This is a genomic window from Niallia sp. CD-39 (genome assembly GCF_059874745.1).
This window is the reverse complement of sequence record NZ_JCBCPS010000003.1, coordinates 272093-292299: the sequence shown is the minus strand read 5'-3', so window position 1 is coordinate 292299 and position 20207 is coordinate 272093. Positions and strand designations below refer to the sequence as shown.

Annotated in this window: 19 protein-coding genes and 1 pseudogene; 10 read left to right on the top strand and 10 right to left on the bottom strand. The window is 34.5% G+C overall.

Annotated elements, in window-relative coordinates; all coding sequences use genetic code 11:
- The first annotated feature begins 25 nt into the window (after positions 1-25).
- Together AC6F34_RS09815 and AC6F34_RS09810 are read left to right on the top strand one after the other, a co-directional pair.
- On the top strand, positions 26-1117 hold the full coding sequence (locus AC6F34_RS09815; RefSeq protein WP_500771530.1) for a tetratricopeptide repeat-containing glycosyltransferase family 2 protein: 1092 nt from the start codon (positions 26-28) through the stop codon (positions 1115-1117).
- A 10-nt stretch (positions 1118-1127) separates the two neighbouring features.
- The gene (locus AC6F34_RS09810) at positions 1128-2063 is read left to right on the top strand and encodes a glycosyltransferase family protein (protein ID WP_500771528.1); all 936 of its coding nucleotides are present in this window, start codon (positions 1128-1130) and stop codon (positions 2061-2063) included.
- 794 nt (positions 2064-2857) lie between these two features.
- On the opposite strand, the gene AC6F34_RS09805 is transcribed toward AC6F34_RS09810, so the two are convergent.
- The gene (locus AC6F34_RS09805) at positions 2858-3520 is read right to left on the bottom strand and encodes an O-methyltransferase (RefSeq protein WP_500771744.1); all 663 of its coding nucleotides are present in this window, start codon (positions 3518-3520) and stop codon (positions 2858-2860) included.
- Positions 3521-3644: 124 nt separating this feature from the next.
- Between AC6F34_RS09805 and AC6F34_RS09800 the strand changes: the two genes are divergently transcribed.
- Positions 3645-4532 carry a LysR family transcriptional regulator gene (locus tag AC6F34_RS09800; RefSeq protein WP_500771526.1) on the top strand — a complete coding sequence of 296 codons (888 nt, stop codon included), beginning with the start codon at positions 3645-3647 and terminating at the stop codon, positions 4530-4532.
- Between the two features lie 419 nt (positions 4533-4951).
- The gene (locus AC6F34_RS09795; RefSeq protein WP_500771524.1) at positions 4952-5488 is read left to right on the top strand and encodes a CBO0543 family protein; all 537 of its coding nucleotides are present in this window, start codon (positions 4952-4954) and stop codon (positions 5486-5488) included.
- Between the two features lie 287 nt (positions 5489-5775).
- On the opposite strand, the gene AC6F34_RS09790 is transcribed toward AC6F34_RS09795, so the two are convergent.
- The 4 genes from AC6F34_RS09790 to AC6F34_RS09775 form a co-directional block, all read right to left on the bottom strand.
- Positions 5776-6696, bottom strand: coding sequence for an iron-hydroxamate ABC transporter substrate-binding protein (locus AC6F34_RS09790; RefSeq protein WP_500771522.1), 921 nt, complete (start codon positions 6694-6696; stop codon positions 5776-5778).
- Positions 6697-6875: 179 nt separating this feature from the next.
- Positions 6876-7853, bottom strand: coding sequence for an AAA family ATPase (locus AC6F34_RS09785; RefSeq protein ID WP_500771520.1), 978 nt, complete (start codon positions 7851-7853; stop codon positions 6876-6878).
- Between the two features lie 8 nt (positions 7854-7861).
- Positions 7862-8926 carry an RNA ligase gene (locus AC6F34_RS09780; protein ID WP_500771518.1) on the bottom strand — a complete coding sequence of 355 codons (1065 nt, stop codon included), beginning with the start codon at positions 8924-8926 and terminating at the stop codon, positions 7862-7864.
- Between the two features lie 34 nt (positions 8927-8960).
- Positions 8961-9140 (bottom strand): hypothetical protein, encoded by a 180-nt coding sequence (locus tag AC6F34_RS09775; RefSeq protein WP_500771516.1) that lies wholly within the window; start codon positions 9138-9140, stop codon positions 8961-8963.
- A 343-nt stretch (positions 9141-9483) separates the two neighbouring features.
- Here AC6F34_RS09775 and AC6F34_RS09770 point away from each other — a divergent pair.
- The 4 genes and pseudogenes from AC6F34_RS09770 to AC6F34_RS09755 all read left to right on the top strand — a co-directional run bounded on the left by AC6F34_RS09770 (position 9484) and on the right by AC6F34_RS09755 (position 13443).
- Positions 9484-9848 (top strand): annotated as a pseudogene (locus AC6F34_RS09770) (carboxymuconolactone decarboxylase family protein).
- 991 nt (positions 9849-10839) lie between these two features.
- Entirely contained in the window at positions 10840-11040 is a 201-nt protein-coding gene (locus tag AC6F34_RS09765; RefSeq protein ID WP_500771514.1) for a hypothetical protein, read from the top strand.
- A 380-nt stretch (positions 11041-11420) separates the two neighbouring features.
- Positions 11421-12098 carry an SOS response-associated peptidase gene (locus AC6F34_RS09760; RefSeq protein WP_500771512.1) on the top strand — a complete coding sequence of 226 codons (678 nt, stop codon included), beginning with the start codon at positions 11421-11423 and terminating at the stop codon, positions 12096-12098.
- Between the two features lie 835 nt (positions 12099-12933).
- Positions 12934-13443: a hypothetical protein gene (locus tag AC6F34_RS09755; protein WP_500771510.1), complete on the top strand. Its 510-nt coding sequence runs from the start codon at positions 12934-12936 to the stop codon at positions 13441-13443.
- Positions 13444-13481: 38 nt separating this feature from the next.
- On the opposite strand, the gene AC6F34_RS09750 is transcribed toward AC6F34_RS09755, so the two are convergent.
- A complete protein-coding gene (locus tag AC6F34_RS09750) occupies positions 13482-14312 on the bottom strand; it encodes an N-acetylmuramoyl-L-alanine amidase family protein (protein ID WP_500771508.1) in 831 nt (276 codons plus the stop codon).
- Positions 14313-14807: 495 nt separating this feature from the next.
- Here AC6F34_RS09750 and AC6F34_RS09745 point away from each other — a divergent pair, with 495 nt between their 5' ends.
- Positions 14808-15203, top strand: coding sequence for a VOC family protein (locus tag AC6F34_RS09745; RefSeq protein ID WP_500771506.1), 396 nt, complete (start codon positions 14808-14810; stop codon positions 15201-15203).
- 100 nt (positions 15204-15303) lie between these two features.
- Here AC6F34_RS09745 and glnA read toward each other — a convergent pair whose 3' ends face one another.
- A complete protein-coding gene (gene glnA, locus AC6F34_RS09740; RefSeq protein WP_500771504.1) occupies positions 15304-16638 on the bottom strand; it encodes a type I glutamate--ammonia ligase in 1335 nt (444 codons plus the stop codon).
- 41 nt (positions 16639-16679) lie between these two features.
- Entirely contained in the window at positions 16680-17087 is a 408-nt protein-coding gene (locus AC6F34_RS09735) for a MerR family transcriptional regulator (protein WP_500771502.1), read from the bottom strand.
- Positions 17088-17387: 300 nt separating this feature from the next.
- Here AC6F34_RS09735 and AC6F34_RS09730 point away from each other — a divergent pair, with 300 nt between their 5' ends.
- Positions 17388-17753 (top strand): hypothetical protein, encoded by a 366-nt coding sequence (locus AC6F34_RS09730; RefSeq protein WP_500771500.1) that lies wholly within the window; start codon positions 17388-17390, stop codon positions 17751-17753.
- 189 nt (positions 17754-17942) lie between these two features.
- Here the strand turns inward: AC6F34_RS09730 and AC6F34_RS09725 are convergent, their stop codons facing one another.
- Both AC6F34_RS09725 and hflX read right to left on the bottom strand, forming a co-directional pair.
- Positions 17943-19205: a methionine gamma-lyase family protein gene (locus AC6F34_RS09725; RefSeq protein WP_500771498.1), complete on the bottom strand. Its 1263-nt coding sequence runs from the start codon at positions 19203-19205 to the stop codon at positions 17943-17945.
- Positions 19206-19216: 11 nt separating this feature from the next.
- Positions 19217-20207: GTPase HflX (hflX, locus tag AC6F34_RS09720; protein ID WP_500771496.1), on the bottom strand; the 991-nt coding region annotated here is incomplete at its 5' end.

The window sequence follows — 20207 nt, the reverse complement described above, 5'->3', positions numbered from 1 at the left end:
AAAAATGAGGCAAGGTGATTCTTAAATGATTGATATTAGTCTTTGTATGATCGTAAAAAATGAAGAAGAAGTCCTACATCGATGTTTAAGCAGCGTAGCTCATCTATGTGATGAAATAGTTATTGTTGATACAGGTTCAACAGATCGTACTATAGAGATTGCACAAGAATTCACTGATAAGATATACCAATTCGAGTGGGTCGATGACTTTTCTGCAGCGAGAAACCATGCATTCCAAAAGGCAGAAAAAAGTTATATTTTTTGGATCGATGCAGATGATATCCTCACTGACAACGACCAAATTCAGTTCAAAAAATTAAAGGATACTTTAAGTACTGATATTGATTATGTATCATTTCTATACAATATTGCATTCGATGAATTTGGCAAACCAACTTTTAGCTATCGACGTAACCGACTGGTTAAACGAGAAAAACAGTTTATATGGATTGGAGCAGTTCATGAATATTTAGAGGTATATGGAAACGGAATTGAAGCAGATATCTCTATCACTCATAGAAAAATTGATAAGACCATTGATCCTTCAGCAAAGAATCGCAATCTTAATATATATGAACGAAGGTTAAAAAACGGGGATACGTTTAGCCCTCGTGACCTATATTATTATGCAAATGAACTAAAAGATCATGGGAAGTACCGTAAAGCAGCTATCTATTATCAAGAATTTTTAATTACTGAAAAAGGGTGGATTGAGGACAATATAAGAGCTTGCCTCAATTTAGCTAACTGTTATAAGCTGCTTGGTCAAAACAACAAACAGATGGAAGCTCTCATATTGTCTTTAAAATATGATGTTCCTCGACCTGAAATTTCTTGTCAAATTGGGGACATTTATAAAATTAGAAATGAATACAAAAAAGCGATTGTATGGTATCGCCTTGCCTTAGAAGTAGAAGTAGATTCCACCCATGGATTTACAGAACAAAGCTATTCTACTTGGTATCCGCATCTCCAGCTATGTGTATGCTATTGGGCAGTAGGAAACAAAGACTCATCCTTTAAACACCATATCCAAGCAAAACATTATCGACCAAACGATACAAAAATCTTATATAATGAAAAGTTTTTTAATGATTATTACAAAGAGGAAAAGTGAGATGGTATAGATGAGGAAGTTAAACCTTTTATTTATAGCAAGAGATGACAGTCAATATACTGTACGCGCAACTCACTACTTTCTTAATGAATTAAAAGCTAGTGTAAACTTGATGGTCTATCATAAATCAGGAAAAATTGATGACATTATTGAACAATGTGAAGTAACACCTGATTTCATTTATATTCACGATTTTTTAGAAAATGGAGCACCTATTATTACAGGTGTGAAAGATTTACAACTTCCTTTTGCTATTGGCCTTCAAGATTTGCATTTCCGTTTTCCCAAACGGAAAGAATTCATTAAGCAATTGGGTGTTAAGCATATTTTTACGTATTGTCGCGATAAGTTCATACAATGGTTTCCTGAATTTATGAAAGGAATGCACTGGCTTCCTCATCATGTAAATACAGAAGTTTTTAAAGATTACCATTTACCGAAAGACATAGACCTACTTATGACAGGAGCTGCTTATGATGAAGTCTACCCATTACGTGTACACATTATTAAGCGCTTTGAGAATAGAAAGGAATTTTTAAGAATTGAGCATCCGGGTTATCGAAACGTAAAAGAATCAGATTCTAGTACAGTGATTGGTGATTCCTATGCACGAGAGCTAAATCGAGCAAAAATTAGCTTTACTTGTGATTCTATATTTAAATATCCCGTTAAGAAGTACTTTGAAATTCCTGCAAGCAATACTTTATTAATGGCGCCTTATTCATCTGAATTAAGAGATTTAGGCTTTATTCCCGGTGTAAACTTCGTATCGATTAACGAACATAACTTTGAAGAAAAAGCATACTATTATCTAAATCATAATGAAGAGCGAAAATTAATTGCGCGAAATGGAATGAAGCTTGTGCAACAGAGACATTCTACAAAAATAAGAGCCTCGGAGTTCCTCGAGAGTATTAGACGCATCCTAGAAGAGGAAAGAGGTTGATAAAGGTGTTCCATTCACCCAAAAAGTACATTCATAGGGTGTCGCATCGATCTGTTTAATTTACTTCATTACCTTCAAACATGCTTGATTCTATTATTCCGTAAGAAAACTCCGTTCACCTTACTAAACTCTATTTTACTCTCCAATTAATACTCTAGTTTAAAATAATGAGTAGCATCTTGAAGCATTTCTTTCTCCATTGGGTATGGTTGTCTAAGAAAAAACACTTAAACATCGTTTTAATAAAGTGCAACATCATTGTTTATACTTAACCATGTACCTTCGATCCAGTTCGTTTCTAGTAAAAAAGCATACATCAATACATTCAATTAAGCTGGCTGTTTATTGAATAAGATAGGAGGAAACTAATAGATTGATTGAGCAATCTAAACAATTTTTCATAGTCTTTGATGCAGTAATACTGGACTGTCAAAATGATAAATAGGCATAAGACTACGTGCCTCAATAACGGATACCAATGAAGACAATTATAGGTATAGTGCAAACTAGTACAAGCATATGAACTTACAAGTTGATTATCAATGTCAAGGTGAAGACTTATCAGAGATTTTTTCTTTAAAGGTTGTTCAAATCGTTTTATAGTAAATTGAATTCTTCATTATGTAAGAAGCTTATCTAAAAGATTAAAATTACCGTACCGTTTAACAATATCTTCCTATTTTATTTGTAGGATACCTTGTGACAATACGATTGTTCTCCTAGTGTTATGAATCCTCTCATTAATTCTGGAAGAAGAAGGCTGTGTCGCATTCAATTGACACAGCCTTCTGAATTTATTTTACGAGGCTTATTACAAAGCCATCATACCCTTTATTTCCAACAGTTTGAATTGCAGTAGATTCAATACGAGGTTCATTTTCTAGAATATCCATAAATTCACGTACACCTTGTACGCGCTCATCTTCACTATTTTCGTCAATAACTTCACCATTTCGGACGACATTATCACTAATGATCAGTGCTCCACTATTCGCTAATTCTAATGCCCATTTCAGGTAGTGAGGATTATTAGGTTTATCTGCATCTATAAAAATCAAGTCAAAGGAAAGACCCTTTTCTTTAAGGGTAGGCAAGGTTTCTAATGCTTTTCCTACTATTACTTCAACTTTATTCGTACAACCTGCAGTCTTAATGTTTTGCCTAGCTACTTTTGCATACTCTGGTTCAATTTCAAGCGTATATACTTTCCCAATTTCAGGGAGTGCACGCGCAAGCCATATACTACTATATCCACCTAGAGTACCAATTTCTAATATGTTTTTGGCTCCTTTAATTTTAGCTAATAGGTATAGAAGTTTACCTTGTGGTGGTGAGACATCAATTTCTGGAATACCAGCCTTTTTGTTAGCTTGCAATGCCCCTTCAAGTGTTAAATCAAAAGGTAATAGTTTATCAATAAAATATTCATCTACATCTTTCCAAACGTTATTCACGATAATGGCAACCTCTTTTCCATTTCATTTTTATATTTCCAATAAAAGTGTATAATAAATTTAATCATAAATAAAATATATTATTATTATCAATCCATAACCTTTAGTTATGTTTAGGAGTGAAATTATGAATATACATGGCTTAAAATTGTTTTATCAAGTAGCAAGTACAGGTAGTTTCACAAAAGCAGCCAAGTTGATGTGTATTAGTCAACCTGCAGTTTCTAGCCAGATAAAAAAGTTTGAACAAGAAATTGGTGTTCCGTTATTTAAACAACAAGGACGAGGGGTTGTATTAACTGAATTCGGGAAAGAATTAGCAAAAAAGGCTGAAAATCTTGTTGCTCTTGAAGAACATATTGAGTCTTTTATTGAGGATTATCGACTTGCCAAAGCAGGATCAATTCATATTGTTGCAACGTATCTACCTGCCAACTTTTTACTACCTAAATGGGCAGCTACATTTAAGAGTGAGAATGAAGAAGTTAATTTAGTCATTACGACTGCCAATACGAAAGATGCTTTTGAGCAGCTCATACATTATAAAGCCGATATTGCAATATATGGAGGTGGAGTATCGGAAAGACCAGATGAAATAATGTGGGACGAGCTTTTCGAAGATGAGCTTTGGTTTATTGTATCAACCTCTCATCCGTATGCTAATAAAACTATTTCGTTAGAGGAGATGGTTAAAGAATCATTTATTATGCGTGAAGAAGGAAGTTCAATGAGAGAGCATCTATTTTCTTTATGCCAAACTCACCAAGTAAGAGCACCAAAAATTTCGCTTCAATTTAGTGGAATTAATGAAACAATTCGTTCTGTAATGGCAGGATATGGTGCTAGCTTTATTTCATCGCTCGCTGTTCAAGAGCATGTAGAGACTGGTCAATTGGCAAGAGTGTACGTCCAGGATATACATTACAAACATAAAATTGCTATTTGTACAAGAAAAGCTGAGAAGCAGAGTTTACTTGTACAAAAGTTTATAGATACTGTTAAAAATAGCTTGTGAGTATACTTCTGTCGATAAAGATAGCGCTGTTTTTAGAATCAGGCATATTGTGGCTTTCAATTTCCTTAACGATAACAGATCTCTCGTCGTTATTGAACAAACGGATGCATTGTTATTTAAAATTGACAGCTACGCCTAATTGATTTGCCGCTTTATATAATTGCTAATAATAAGGTTACTAGAGAGTTAAACTTACTCTTAATGAGCAGGAATCAGATTATATTTTTAAATAAATTTCGAGAAAAGTTATAGCTTTGTTTTGAAAGATAAATAAATCAAAAGCTTTCGTCCATTGGATTAAGTCCGTGACTTATTATCAATGGTTGAATAATTAAGTATGAGATTCCACATCCTAATTAGACAGCTAAAACGAAAAATCATGTATTGGGAAATTTAATGCTTAGAGGGGTGTGCTTCTTTTGTACGAAAGTATTATTAAGATAGAATCCTATACACATGCTGAAGAATTAAAATACTGGATACATCAAGATGTATTTAGTACTCAATGGTGGGTTATTTGTCTACTTAACTTTACCTTCTTTTTATTACTCTTAAAATTGATTGATCGTTCCAAACTCCTCTTAATATTACTCACTTTCTTTATTAGTTTTACGTTTATTGGTTTTATTAATGAAATAGGAGAATATTTTAATTTATGGAACTATCCACACCAGTTCATCCCTTTTTTTAATAGCGTAAATGCTGTTGACTTTTTTGTCATTCCAGTAATTATGACCTTACAATATCAACATTTCATAAAATGGAAATATTTTCTGTTTTCTAATCTAATTTCAGCAGCAGGAATTGGCTTTATCGGTGTACCTATTTTTGTACACTTTCAATTTTATACATTAATGAACTGGAATGTCTTTTACTCATTTGCAACTTTATTCTTATTAGGCATAATAATTAAACTGCTTATGGATTTTATATATAAAAAATCATTACAGACATAGAGCAACTAAAGAAAAAAACTGATCAAATTGATCAGTCCAGACTGTTGACAAACGCTCGCATTCGTCGTTGTTAGTCTCGTTCGTCCCCTCATGAACCGTGTGTTCTATTTGGGTCTTCACTATGGCGGCACCCCTAGTCTGACAAGCGTTTTCAAGATGGTCTGGGGGCACCGATTATTAAAAAGTCCTCTAAAAAAAATGTAGACAAAGTCAGAAATCGACTTTGTCTACAATCCAACTGATCAAATTGATCAGTCTCTTTCATTCAACTCTATATACTTTTCATTCTATTGTAAAAAATGATCTCTAAAAAATTCAAGTTGGTAATCCAATGTAATTGGATCATTGAACATAAACGCATAACCATCAGCTTCAAACACTTGATTATTTTTTACTGCTGGTATTTCTTTATAAGATGTTGTTTCTTGGAATGAATTGTCTTGATCACTAAACTTACTAATTACTAAGTAATCTCCGACATACTCATGCAAAACTTCTTGTGAGAGCATATAATAACCATCTGCTTTTGCCATTTCTTCTACTTTTGGATGCATCTTCATTTTCATCTGTTGGTATAGAACCTCAGTTCCTCTCCCCCAGTTATCACCAAACACACTCATTTGTTTACTATAGCTTTCTAAAACAGTAACAGTGGCATCCTCACCAATTTTTGCTTTTACTTCTTCTCCGTATTTACTTGCTTTTTCTTTAAAATTTTCAACCCATTCTGTTGCTTCTTTTTCTTGATTTACAAGCTTGCCAATTTCAATATGTTGTGTTAAATAATCAACATTTCCATACGTGTATGTAACAGTTGGGGCAATTTCACTTAATTTATCAAGGTTTTTGCTCGTATTAGCCGCGACAATCAAGTCAGGATCTAACTCTATTATTTTTTCTAATTCTTCATCAGATATGACTTCTACATCTTTCAAATACTCTTCATAAAGAGGACTAACTTTTGACCATTCATCTACGCCAATAACATTCACACCTAGTGCTAAGAAATTCCCTACATTACCGCCTACAATAGCAACTCTTTGAGGATCAGCAGGAACTTCAACTGGTCCAGTTTCCGATTCATATGTAATTGTTTCTTTTTGAGCATCTTGATCACCGTTTGTATCTGATGAAGCATCATCATTCCCTTGCGCTCCACATGCTGTTAAAATAAAAAGCAAACTAAAAATAGAAATTAATTTCTTCACTTCTATACTTCCTCTCGCATTAGTTGATATTGAAAATCAATATCATTTAATTTGATAGTATGCTTTAGCATCTATTTTGTCAATATAATTTAATAGAATTAAGAATATTGTCAAATCATGTCGTACTTTCCGATCATATAATTCAAAAAAAAAGAAAACATCCGCTCTGTATGTTTTCTTTACTTTGCTTGACGATCTGCCTCGTGCAATTGCATGAGCAAATCAAATGATCGTTCACCTAATAAGTTTTGCAACTCTAAAGTCTTTTTTTCAGAAGCGTTCAATGGCACCATGTGAAATTGAACAAGCTCAGTTACTCCTTTTACAAATTTATCTTCATAGCCTAATAAAGTAAGCCAATAACTAGCTAATTGAGATGAAACAAATTCGTGACCGAAGAAGTGTGCATACTTCGTTTCTTCTCCCTTAATATTTTCAAACGTCTTACAAAACGCCTTCCCTACATCATGAAACAAAATTGCCCACAGTAGCTGCAGACGATTTGATTCGGATGAATGCTTTAATAAATGGTCGTATGCGTTGTATGTATGTCTGCTAACTGAAAAGTGATGATAGGAAGAATCATGAGGCAGATCGGTGATCGCTTTAAAATCATCAATAATCGCAAGTTTGGAAAAAAGTTCATCATGGCCTTGACCAGAAAGAATCGCCTTTTCTAAAAATCGCCTTTTTTCTGCTAATTCATTTCGCATATCAGACACAAAGACAACTTGGTCGAAGCCTTCATTGACAATTGGAATATGCAAGCTTTTGTACATTCGATCAATTGAGGAATCCTTAACTACTCTATTCCTCTTCTTGTTTCGACTCCGAATTGTATCGATATGTTCATTAAAATAATAGCAAATTTTAGTTTCTGCCTTTACAATATGCTGAATTAAATGCACTCTTCGCTTCCTATTCGTATTTGTTGCATCATATATGACACTCTTTCCTTCGATTAAAAGCTGCCGCATCCTTCCGTTCATTACTTCAAAAACGTGATCATTATGGGCTTGAACAGATTCATCGCCATATAATTCTTCTCGAATATCATCTGACGAGAGAATATGCGCATTTTGTGTAATTGCAAGCTTCTTAGCAAACGTTGATTTCCCACTGGCTGGTAGACCTACCATTAAATGAAAAGTTGACACTTTCTCTTTCATCCCTTTCCTTTATACTCACTGTAATTCCGATAAATATGTTCTTTTAGTTGTTCGTTTGTTAACTTTTCATCTACTTTTTTAAAAACCAAATATTGTTCTGCTTTTGGAATATTTTTCGCAACAGTTACTGCGAATTCTTTACGTGTTGAAGATTTGCTGATCGTTTGCTCGTAATGAGAATTTACACGATGCTCAAGTTGCTGAAGTGCTTTATTTAACCGAATTTCTAAAGCTTCAAGTTCTTCTCTGAACTCTTCAGGTACTGAACGGATGAGCTCATCAATCTTATCCATTTTCCAATATTCAGTTTTTAGTTTATCTGATAAACCGTACGCAATCCGATGAATATCGTTATACCGTGTACCTTTTACTTTTAACCTCATCCCATTCGACCATCTCAATACCCAGCCTTCTTGTTGATAATCAATTGTTTCCTTTAACTGTATTGCTTCATTCATAGTTAAAAATTGCTGTTCAGTCACGATCAATCCTAATTGCTTTCCCAACATTTCTAATTCTGAATAAGAATAATCATAACCAGTAAATCGGTTTACTGCTCCAATTAAGATAATATCAGACTGTCCACCATAATTAATGACAACCTTTGTAACTGGGTCAATGATTTCGACAAGTAATGTCAATTCATCTGGGATGTGTACATCATGATACTTTTCTTCCCAAATTTTTTGCGCAGCCATTGCTTGCACTGAGTCAAACGAACCTCTCGTTGCCCAATATGTTTTCCCATTAAGCTTATAGCTGATCCCTAATGAGCCATCTTGCTTTACTGTAAACTCGGGTGGCTCATTAAATGGAATATTCTCTTCCATCTCAGGCATTTCACCATAGTTGAAGAACTTCGAAAATGGTCGAGCCAATACCTCGCCTGTACTTTCATTCATAATTAAACCTCGGCAACTCATCGTAATCTCATTCCATCGTTTATCATATGTAGCATGCTCGCTATAATTTAAAATGACAATGTCTTGATTTGTAGGATGAGCTCTTCTCGTCACATACTTTTGATCTACCTCATGCATATATTGAGCTTTCGAGAACATCTTCTCACTTCTTTCTAAAAGTTAATTCTATTCATTATTTCCATGGAATAAATTTCGTCCTTAATTCCTTTTCACTCACTACAATTCTAACTGATAAATCATGAGTACGTAACACATATTCCTTCACACCAATGAACTCGGATTCCACAATCATATAAAACAAAGTACCTTTGGAATATCCAGAAATGGTTTCCTTAAGCATATACTTCTTCATTAAACATCCGTTCTTTCTAATTATAGTAATAAAGCTAATATTAAATGAACAAAAGCATTTGTTCAATTCATGAAGACTAAAGAATTCTTCTAAAAAAACAAGGAAGTGTCGATATATGATATGGATGTATTGAAGCTCTCAAAGATTTACTTACATATAGAACAGATCCTTATCTAAAGTTATAAGTCGGTACAAATATATACTTTAATTAAACAAAACTGATGCTTACATTTATGTTCGAATGAATTCCTCTTTATATTGTGAATTAAAATGAGTAATTTCAACTAGACTTGTTCATAATAAACATTTGAAGTTATCAAATTTACTGAATGGAGCTGGAAAAATGGATGATGTTACAACAAACACAATAGAATCTGCTTTAATTCATTACAAGAAAGGGCTTGGTGTTTTCAGTAAAAAAATGCCCGAATTCGTTGAAAGTTATAATACCTTCACAGAAGAATGCTTCAAAGAAGGTACTCTATCACAAAAACAAAACAATTAATTGCCTTAGGAATCAGTCTACATGCTCAAGATGAGTACTGTATTATCTACCATACGAAGGGTTGTCTTGATCATGGATGCTCCGAGGAAGAGATATTTGAAGCAATTGGTGTGACTGCAGCTTTTGGTGGTGGTGCGTCTATGAGTCAGGGTGTAACTCTTGTTCAAGATTGCCTTCTTCATATGAACCAGTTCAAGAATTAATTAAATTCTATTGATGAAAAGGCTAGGAAGGATGTGCTCATATTCATTCTTCCTTTTATATTTTATATAGTTTAACAACCCCGCTTTCGAAGTTATTCTAAAGTATAGAACCATAAGTTTTTTTCAATAAGCGCGGAAAATTCCGCTATTAAGATTGATACATCATAACATTGTGTACCTAGTGCAATTATGTATGAAACACATGCATTAGTATGGCTTTGGCTCGTTAAGATTTATAAAATATTCTATTTTATTTAGATTATAGATTTTTCTTAAACTGATCATTTTTTAAAATTGTCAGTTAATTCGAAACTTTATCTATCCTTAATTCGTAAATAAGTTTGAGGTGATTCAATGGATATCATAACTATTGTTGCTTTTGTCACAGCTGTAGATCTTCTATTGCATTAACATACGCAAGAACACTCGAAACGAGAATGAAAGAATTAGAGAATCATATTCAACTTCAAGAATAAAAATAAACCTTGGTATAAAAAGGTTTTAGTTCTTTTGAAGAAGAAAACGAATGGAGGAATTGTTCATGGTAAAAGGAATGTTTTTACTTATTATTGTGCTAACAACATTAATCATAATCCGTAAATCAAAAAACTCGAAAAAAATGTAATTCGTCATACTTTATTTTGAAATGGAGCTATAAAAAATCACATTATCTCTAATTTCCACATTACATTAACTAACTTCATAAGTTTTAGCTCCTTCCAATGACTTTTTCTGAAAAAAGTTCGTCTATAGGATTGACTCCACTTCATTGAATTTCCTTCCTTACCGAAAGGTGCTGACTATTTTTTCGCTATCTGTATGATTATTCGGATGACATTCTTAAATCAAGAATCTCCTTGTCAATAAAACAGCACTCATTAAATTTTCTTCTTTTAATAAACGTAAAGCATTGTTTGAGGTCATTATTTTGTTTTTTTATAAATATGCCAAGCCTATACAATCATAGTTTAACAACAAAGGTGGGATTATAATGACAACAAGCAATCATGAATTTATATTTTATACAATCGAAGGCTCTAAGCTTAAATCAATTTTCAAATATGATTTTGCTTTAGGAACGACACTTTATTATGTTTTTAAGACCCTCTTTTCAAGTGAAGTTATTTCATTAGTAGGTTGTATCTTAGGAACAGAAATAGTCAAACGAATTGTGAAAGTCTCCGTCACATAGACAACTCAACTATCAACCGGGGTAAGGAATCTATAGCTTTGAGTAGGGGATCATTACTTTTGATAAGGAATCAGCATCTTTCGATATAAAATCAGCATCTTTGTTAAATAAAGATAGAATAGACTATAGGTATAACTACTAAAGAAGGTAGAAACTATGAAAAAAGTGATAACCACACTAATAATTATCCTCGCTATATTAAACGTGATGTACTTCTTTACAACAGGTTCACCATCTTAACTATTACCGGATTTATTTTACCCCTCTTGTTAAAGCTATTTTAATTACATGACTCCACCTATTACTCTTTTCACTCTTTAGAATTTTTTTGAGTTAATACCTCTGACTTTGGATAGAATGGATAAAAAAGAGGTGATTACATGTGCGGACGTTTCACACTTACAGCAACATTTACAGAAATAATTGATCGCTTTGATATTGAGGCAGCAATTCAAGAAGAACTTTATAATCCAAATTTCAATGCAGCCCCATCTCAATCGGTTTTAGCAGTTATTAATGATGGATCAAAAAATCGATTAGGCTACCTTCGGTGGGGGTTAATTCCACCATGGTCCAAAGACTTGAAGATTGGTTACAAAATGATTAATGCAAGAGCTGAAACTGTAAATGAAAAAGCAAGTTATCGAAATCCATTTAAAAAGAAGCGTTGCTTAGTAGTTGCTGACTCGTTTTATGAGTGGAAAAGACATGATGATAAAACGAAAACTCCAATGAGAATTAAACTTAAATCTTCTAATTTGTTTGCTATGGCTGGATTGTGGGAAGCTTGGAAATCTCCAGATGGTGAAACGATTTTTTCTTGCACTGTTATTACTACTACGCCTAACGAGCTTGTAAAAGACATTCATGACCGTATGCCAGTAATTTTGAAGCCCGAAGATGAAAAGATTTGGCTAGATACTTCAATTGAGGAATTAGATAAATTAAATAAACTTTTAAACCCTCTTCCAGAAGACCTAATGGAAGCCTACGAAGTATCTCCACTGGTTAATTCTCCTAAGAATAATTCAATAGAACTGATACAGAAAATTTGCTAAGGTTATGTTTTGTCTACTTAAAACAAGTTTATGTCCATAATAAAATAGGTCAGCTGGTTTTAAGGGTGGAGGCATTCTTGCTACTAATCATTTCAAAATACCTTGAGCCTGTTTACATCTCTCAAGTATACTTATTTATGTTTCATTCAAATAAAAAATGATTTGTTATAATTTAGACAAAAACAATAGAAAGAGGCTAGCAAATGGCTAAGCTACTCTCCCCTGCTCTAACTGTTACCTTTCTCTGTATTCTAGTAGTTTCTATAATGACTTCAGTTGGTAATTTTGATTCTAATTTATTTTTGAACTACGTCATTATTTTTCTACTAACCTTAATATTTACTTTATTGCTAAGTATCTTAAATTCATTAAGGAAATAACATATGGTATTTTCTTGGGGGTTACTAAACAGAATACACATGACAAACAAAATGCACACATAAGAAAAATTTAGTTAATCTATCAAATTTCTAGCGATGAACTAGGACATTAGGTCACAACGAGATTTCTAATTAAACAATCGCTTTAAGTAACCCTCCCCATTCAGTAAAACATACGAATGCTGTACTAGAACTAGAAGCAGGTGCATACATAAAAAGAGTATATTAAAATAATGCACCTATATTAAACTTCGCTCAATAAACAGACCGCCTCTAAACATTGGTTTAAAGTGGTTCTAACTTATAAATACTTTAGCAGGTATTGCTCGCCCTCCCAAGGACAATATAGTGGTATCATATACAGAATTGGTGTTGATTTTAAGACAGGTCGCGTAACTCAGCTTTATCCAACGAGCACTTATTTTCCACAACTTTTGTTACCTTAAGGAGAAATTATGAAAGTTACTACCTATATATACACTTCTGAAGCATGGTCAGATAACTCGAATAAAAATTTTGTAAATATTAAAGATTTCACTGACATAACTAGAAATTCTTTAAAAGGAAATATGAATATCGAGGATATTAATTATAATGGGTTTATAGAGATAATTTATGATAACAATATAATTATAGGTGAGGATGCACATGGAACTATCTCAAACCTTTGGGCTATCTATTTCCAATTAGTTGCAGAATTTATTGAGAAAAATAAATCGGTTGAATATTTCCATCCTGAAGGAGATGTACTTATTAAGGTTGACTTTGTAGATAATAAAAGTATCCTATTTTCATTTGCTAATAAAAATTATATATTACCCAAGAAAGAATTCTTGGAAAACGTTATAAACGCTGCGGAAATTTACTACAATAAAGAAAACATTCTTTATATAGAATGCTATAACTACCCCTTAATCCAAAATAGAATAATAAAATTAAAGGCTCTTTTATCTAATATGGATTAATAAGTGAAAGCCCCTCCAAATGGAAGGGCTTCTCTAGTTTAATTAAGTAATCCTAATCGTTCTAATACCACTGCGAACTGTTCTCTTGTCAATGGTGCCTTTGGGTTTGTTCCATCTAAGATTGCCGTCCCATCTTTCCCTTTTTTTACTTTTGCCTTATCCCATGCAGTCTTCGCCCAATCCCCTACTTCACCTACTGTTACAACTTTATCAGCTTTTTGATTGACTAAATTCTTCAATTCATTTATTTGTCTTTGCAAATTTTGAGCTTGTGACACAGTTAGTCCCCCTTCATTTATAGGTTTAGGAATCGATGCTTTCTTCTTTAGGTTGAAAGCATTAACCATTCCATTCACATGTCCAATTGCAAGTGCTTGTAAAAACTCTTCACTCTTTAGTAAAGCAGCATCCTGTTGGTTATCTATAAACAGATTCTCAGTTAAAACTGCTGGCATATTAGACTCACGTAGCATATGGAAATTCGCCTGCTTCATTCCACGATCCCGAACATTATACGATCTTAATTGTGAGATGACGGCTGAATGTATTGCTGCTTGAATACTTCCTGTGTTTGATGATGCTGAGAGTGTTGTGTATCGGAAATCTTCATATCCGGTACCGCCACCTGCATTAATGTGAACAGATAATAAAAAGTCTGCACCCCAGCTATTTGCTAGGTCAGTACGTTGTTTTAAAGTCAGGCTACTATCGTTTTCGCGACTTAATCTTACCTGGACATTTTCAAATTGAAGTAGTAATACTTTGATCTTCAATGAAATATTCAGAGTCAGATTTTTCTCCTGCAGACCGTTTCCGACTGCTCCAGGATCAGACCCACCATGACCAGGATCGATAAAAATCTTTACCATTTTGTATCACCCCTTACTTTAAGTTATTCAAAAAATGATCGTCCGTGTGGACGATCTCAATTATGCTACTAATCAATATTTATACCAATCATTCCCTTAATTTCTTTGTTATAAGTTTCTTCTCGTTTTGATTCGATGGCCATTCAATTTTCTCCGTTGATTGGTGGACCTATAGGACCCGATCGAGGTACATTTTCGAGAAATTAAAATCCCTCTTTAGCTATATTCAAATGAATAGTTGTAGATTAAGTCAATATATCAAAAACTGAGTTTGTGACCTTGAAAACACTTATTTGTCTACAGAGGATATGAAGAGCAGCACAATTACTTTAATCCGCGGTTACATATTAAAGTCACAGAGCTAGTTGAACTATAATTGCATAAACGATTTATTCTCTAGTCATTTGCACAAAAATCAGATTTAAAAAAGGATACTATATCCAATTAAGCGAATATAAAAATATACTAGATAATTGAAATGGAGGAAATGTTGAAATGATTACACAAGCAGCCCAAGTTTCTATACTAGTTAAGGATATTGAAGAAGCAAAACAATTTTATACCACAAAATTAGGGTTCATCATTCGAGACGAAATAGAATTTTCGCCAGGGTGGAAGTACGTAACTGTTTCACCGAGTTCTGACAATGAAACGAGATTAGAATTAGTAAAAGCTGAAAACCCTGAACAAGAAGCGATCATTGGCAAGCAAGCTGAAAACCAGGTATTAATCATGTTTTTAAGTGACGACATTGAAAAAGACTATCGTGAAATGAAAGAGCGCGGAGTTACTTTTCATGGAGAACCGAAAAATGTTCCAGGCGGTAAAGGTGTAGGTTTCGAAGATTTGTATGGTAATGCATTTGACTTATTCCAACAAATTTCAGAATAATTAAAAGGTAATTTGTAGTTATTAAGCCCCTCCAAACGGAAGGGCTTATTTACTTAAAGAAAAACCCCTCTAAACATTGGTTTAGAGGGGTTCTAACTTATTAATACATTTGTAGGTATTGCTCGCGCTCCCAAGGATGAACTTGCGTGCGGAACATATCCCACTCAATTTCTTTTGCTTCTACGAAATGTTCAAAGATATGCTCACCTAGAGCACCGACCATAACTTCATTTGATTTTAAGTTATCAAGTGCAGATACAAGTGTTGCTGGTAGATCAACGATTCCTTCTGCTTCACGCTCTTCCTTGCTCATAACGTAGATGTTGCGATCTACTGGAGCTGGAGGTGTTAAACCATTTTTAATTCCATCAAGGCCAGCTTTTAGAAGTAAAGCTAATGCTAGATATGGATTTGCTGAAGGGTCAACACTACGTACCTCAACTCGAGTACTGATACCACGAGAAGCTGGGATACGGATTAAAGGAGAACGGTTTCTTGCAGACCAAGCAACATAGCAAGGTGCTTCGTAACCAGGTACTAAACGCTTGTAAGAGTTTACCGTTGGATTCGTAACCGCTGTAAAGCTTGGTGCATGTTTAATGACTCCAGCGATGAATTGACGAGCTGTTTCGCTTAATTGCAACTCACCTTTATCATCGAAGAATGAGTTTACACCATCTTTAAATAATGAAACGTTACAGTGCATACCTGAACCATTAACACCGAATAATGGTTTTGGCATGAATGTAGCATGTAGACCATGCTTACGTGCAATTGTTTTAACAACTAGCTTGAATGTCTGAATTTGGTCACAAGCTGTTAATACGTCTGCATATTTGAAATCAATTTCGTGTTGCCCTGGAGCAACCTCATGGTGAGATGCTTCAATTTCAAAGCCCATTTCCTCAAGCTCTAACACGATATCACGGCGGCAATTTTCCCCTAAATCTGTTGGAGCTAGGTCAAAGTATCCACCATTATCATTTAATTCTAAAGTTGGTTCGCCAGCTTGATCTAGTTTGAATAAGAAGAACTCGGGCTCAGGTCCAAGGTTGAAATCAGTGAATCCTAACTCTTCCATTTCTGCTAAAATTCTACGTAAGTTGTTACGAGGATCTCCTTCAAATGGAGTTCCATCTGGGCTATAAATATCACAAATTAAACGTGCAACTTTTCCTTTTTCAGCAGTCCAAGGGAATACCACCCAAGTATCTAGATCTGGGTAAAGGTACATGTCTGATTCTTCAATGCGAACGAATCCTTCAATTGAAGAACCGTCGAACATCATTTTATTGTCTAATGCTTTTTCCAATTGGCTAATTGGAATTTCCACATTTTTAATCGTTCCTAGAATGTCCGTGAATTGCAAACGAATAAACTTAACGTTTTCTTCTTGCGCAATGCGTTGAATGTCTTCTCTTGAATACTTTGCCACTTGAAATTCCTCCCTTAATTGTTAACAAGTTAATTTTATTATTAATGGAAAAAGCGAGACATATCCCCTTGTCTTAAAGGGGTACGATTAAAACGACCTGCCTGTGTAAGCTCTTTTCTTAGTAGCTTTCTAAGTTCTTGATCGGTAATATCATGTCGCACTTTTTCATCTTGCTTATTCATTTCAGCAGCAATTATTTGCTGTTCTTTCATATTAAACAGCTGTTTAATTCCAGCCATGTTTACACCTTGATCAATTAAGTCTTTAATCTCTAGCAATCTATCGATGTCATTTAACGAATAAAGACGTCTATTTGTATCGGTTCTAGCCGGAGAGATCAATTGGTGTTCCTCATAATAACGAATTTGCCTTGCTGATAATTCTGTTAACTGCATCACAATCCCAATTGGAAACAGCGGCATGGAGCGACGAATTTCACTACCAGTCAACTATCTCTCCTCCTTTTGTAATCATCTTATGAACTCATTATATGCAATGTTAGATTTCCTGTCAACTAAATGTTATGTTTTATAACATGAAAATACAATTCTTTATTTTCATAAAAAATTTCTATTTGTTTGCCCATATTTTTAAACCACTATCTACATTCCTTCTCACAGAACTTTTAAACATAAATCTATTGATTGAATCCTCAAAAAACTTCTATTAGCCTATACCCCTTTACATTCTGCTAAAATTACAGTAATACATTCATGAAAAAGGTTGATTAAATGGGGGTACAGTAAAAAATGTATTTTATGAAAGAAAAAATTCTCATTTTTCTTTGCCTCATACTTGTCGTTTTATCAGGATGCACAATTAATGGTAATCCTACTCCAAAGGATTTCCTTAATGATGGCAACTCAGACATCTTCATCCTCGATAATATTGTATATTCTAATGTTGAAAACGTAGATTGGGTAAATGAATTAGAATATAAGATTGGTGAAATAATTGGTGAAATAACAAAACAATCAAATAAAGCACGGAATTTTAAAAACGGCACAGCTAACAAACTACCCGTTGGTACCAAAATATACGAAACTGATACACCAATCGCAATTGCTATTGTAGACGGTAATGAAATACCTTATCTTAAGATGATCGAAGGATAATAGATTAATGCCTAACTTTATTAATGGGTTTCTTTTTTGCTCTAGCAATCATCATTACTGAAGTTGTTAATAAATTTAAACATCAATAACATTGATCCGAAAACAGTCATTAAAAAAACGTGCAAAACAAATTGAACTGCTCATTGTCTAGCGACAAAAGAAGTTCAGTATTAGTCTGCACGTTTTACCTTATAATAACCCTTTTTCAATTAATCGGTTTATAGCCGTACATACGGCAATTTTCACATGAGAATAAGTTAGGCCACCTTGTACATATGCAGCATATGGTGGGCGAATTGGACCATCAGCTGTCAACTCAATGCTCGCACCTTGAATAAATGTTCCCGCAGCCATGATTACATCGTCCTCATACCCAGGCATATAGCTTGCGTATGGTGTGACATGTGAGTTTATCGGTGATGCAAATTGAATCGCTTGGCAAAACGCAACCATCTTATCAGCATCATCAAATTGAACAGATTGAATTAAATCTGTACGCTTTTCATCCCACTTAGGGAATGAATTCATGCCAAATTCCTCTAACATTGCTGCAGTAAAAACAGCACCTTTTAAAGCTTGGCCAACAACATGTGGTGCAAGGAAGAATCCTTGGTACATCTCTTGCAAGCTATAAAGCGATGCTCCAGCCTCTCTACCTATCCCCGGTGAAGTCATTCGATATGAGCAAGCCTCAACGTAGTCTTTTTTTCCGACTATGTAGCCACCTGTTTTTGCCAATCCACCGCCAGGGTTTTTAATAAGAGACCCTGCCATTAAATCAGCACCAACATGACATGGTTCCATTTCTTCTACAAACTCGCCATAGCAATTATCTACAAAAACGATGGCATCAGGCTTAATACCTTTTATAAAGTCGATCATCTCTTTAATTTGAGCGATTGTAAATGACGGACGAACAGCATATCCCTTTGAACGCTGAATGCCAATCACTTTCGTTTTTGGTCCAATGACATCACGAACTGCATTTAGATCAACCGAACCATCTGCAAGCAATGGTACACTATTGTAACCAATTCCGAAATCCTGAAGTGAACCGACTCCGTTTCCTCGTATTCCTACAATTTCTTCTAATGTATCATATGGCTTTCCTGTGATATAAAGAAGTTCATCTCCCGGACGGAGTACTCCGAATAATGCGATCGAAATCGCATGCGTTCCTGAAATAATTTGAGGACGTACTAATCCCGCTTCTGCACCAAACACTTCAGCATAAATTTCTTCAAGTGTATCCCTGCCATGATCATCGTATCCATAACCGGTAGATGGTATGAAATGTGAATCACTTACTTTTTTATGTTGAAAGCTTTGCAGAACTCTGAATTGGTTCTCATCAATTCTTTCATCGATGGATTTTAACATTGGTTCGATTTGGTTTTCTACTTTTTTTACTAATGGCGCTAATGTTTCTCCGTATGTTAACTGTTTAAACATGTTCTTCTCCTTTATTTCGCAAACTTCTTTAATACCCCTGTTAGCTGTTGATCCTCACGATAATACCCTACACAGTGATAACAATCTGCTTCTTCTATAAAATACAAATGCTTCAAAACGGTCTCTGTTTTTAACTGCGATAGTAGTTTTCCTTCGTTAGCAGGCAATAAGATTTCATAGCGCTTCATTTTTTTTAGGACTTCTTTTTCAAGCTGCTGTTTCAACTCTTCGATATCCAACTTGTCCAAAGCGCTGATTTGCACATGATGAATATTTGTAGTTGGCACAAAGTCAGGGTGAACCTCGTCCTTCTTGTTATAAATCGTAAGCTGCGGGAGCTCATCTGTTTCTAAATCCTTCATTAATGATTGAACGGTTTCTTCATGTTGAAAATAATCTGGATTAGACATGTCAACTACATGAAGAAGAACATCAGCTTCTTTCACCTCTTCAAGAGTTGAACGAAATGCTGCCACAAGCGATGTTGGCAAGTCTTGAATAAAGCCTACCGTGTCAGTAATAAGTCCTTGGAAGCCACTTGGCAAGGTCATTCTTCTTGTCATAGGGTCTAGTGTGGCAAATAATTGATTTTCTTCATATGATCCAGCATCTGTTAAGCGATTGAATAGCGTTGACTTCCCTGCATTCGTATACCCAACAATAGCAAACTGAAAAGCCTGATTTCGTTTTCTTCGTTCCCGATAACGAACTCGATGCTTCACAACGACTGCTAATTGCCCTTTAATATCATCTAATCTTCTTCGAATATGTCTGCGATCGGATTCAAGTTTTGTCTCACCAGGTCCTCTCGTCCCAATTCCTCCACCTAGCCTTGAAAGCTGTGTCCCTTGACCTGCCAAGCGCGGCAATAAATAGTGAAGCTGGGCATATTCAACCTGGAGCTTTCCTTCTTTTGACCGGGCACGTCCTGCAAAAATATCAAGGATTAATTGGGTTCTATCAATTATACGGGCATTCACATGTCCAGAAATATTACGAACT

Excerpts from the sequence above, each read along its gene's own strand:
- AC6F34_RS09815 (WP_500771530.1), top strand. The coding sequence starts at position 26 with ATGATTGATATTAGTCTTTGTATGATCGTAAAAAATGAAGAAGAAGTC.
- AC6F34_RS09810 (WP_500771528.1), top strand. The coding sequence starts at position 1,128 with ATGAGGAAGTTAAACCTTTTATTTATAGCAAGAGATGACAGTCAATAT.
- AC6F34_RS09800 (WP_500771526.1), top strand. The coding sequence starts at position 3,645 with ATGAATATACATGGCTTAAAATTGTTTTATCAAGTAGCAAGTACAGGT.
- AC6F34_RS09780 (WP_500771518.1), bottom strand. The coding sequence starts at position 8,926 with ATGTTCTCGAAAGCTCAATATATGCATGAGGTAGATCAAAAGTATGTG.
- AC6F34_RS09775 (WP_500771516.1), bottom strand. The coding sequence starts at position 9,140 with ATGAAGAAGTATATGCTTAAGGAAACCATTTCTGGATATTCCAAAGGT.
- AC6F34_RS09765 (WP_500771514.1), top strand. The coding sequence starts at position 10,840 with ATGACAACAAGCAATCATGAATTTATATTTTATACAATCGAAGGCTCT.
- AC6F34_RS09760 (WP_500771512.1), top strand. The coding sequence starts at position 11,421 with ATGTGCGGACGTTTCACACTTACAGCAACATTTACAGAAATAATTGAT.
- AC6F34_RS09755 (WP_500771510.1), top strand. The coding sequence starts at position 12,934 with ATGAAAGTTACTACCTATATATACACTTCTGAAGCATGGTCAGATAAC.
- AC6F34_RS09750 (WP_500771508.1), bottom strand. The coding sequence starts at position 14,312 with ATGGTAAAGATTTTTATCGATCCTGGTCATGGTGGGTCTGATCCTGGA.
- AC6F34_RS09745 (WP_500771506.1), top strand. The coding sequence starts at position 14,808 with ATGATTACACAAGCAGCCCAAGTTTCTATACTAGTTAAGGATATTGAA.
- AC6F34_RS09730 (WP_500771500.1), top strand. The coding sequence starts at position 17,388 with ATGTATTTTATGAAAGAAAAAATTCTCATTTTTCTTTGCCTCATACTT.
- AC6F34_RS09725 (WP_500771498.1), bottom strand. The coding sequence starts at position 19,205 with ATGTTTAAACAGTTAACATACGGAGAAACATTAGCGCCATTAGTAAAA.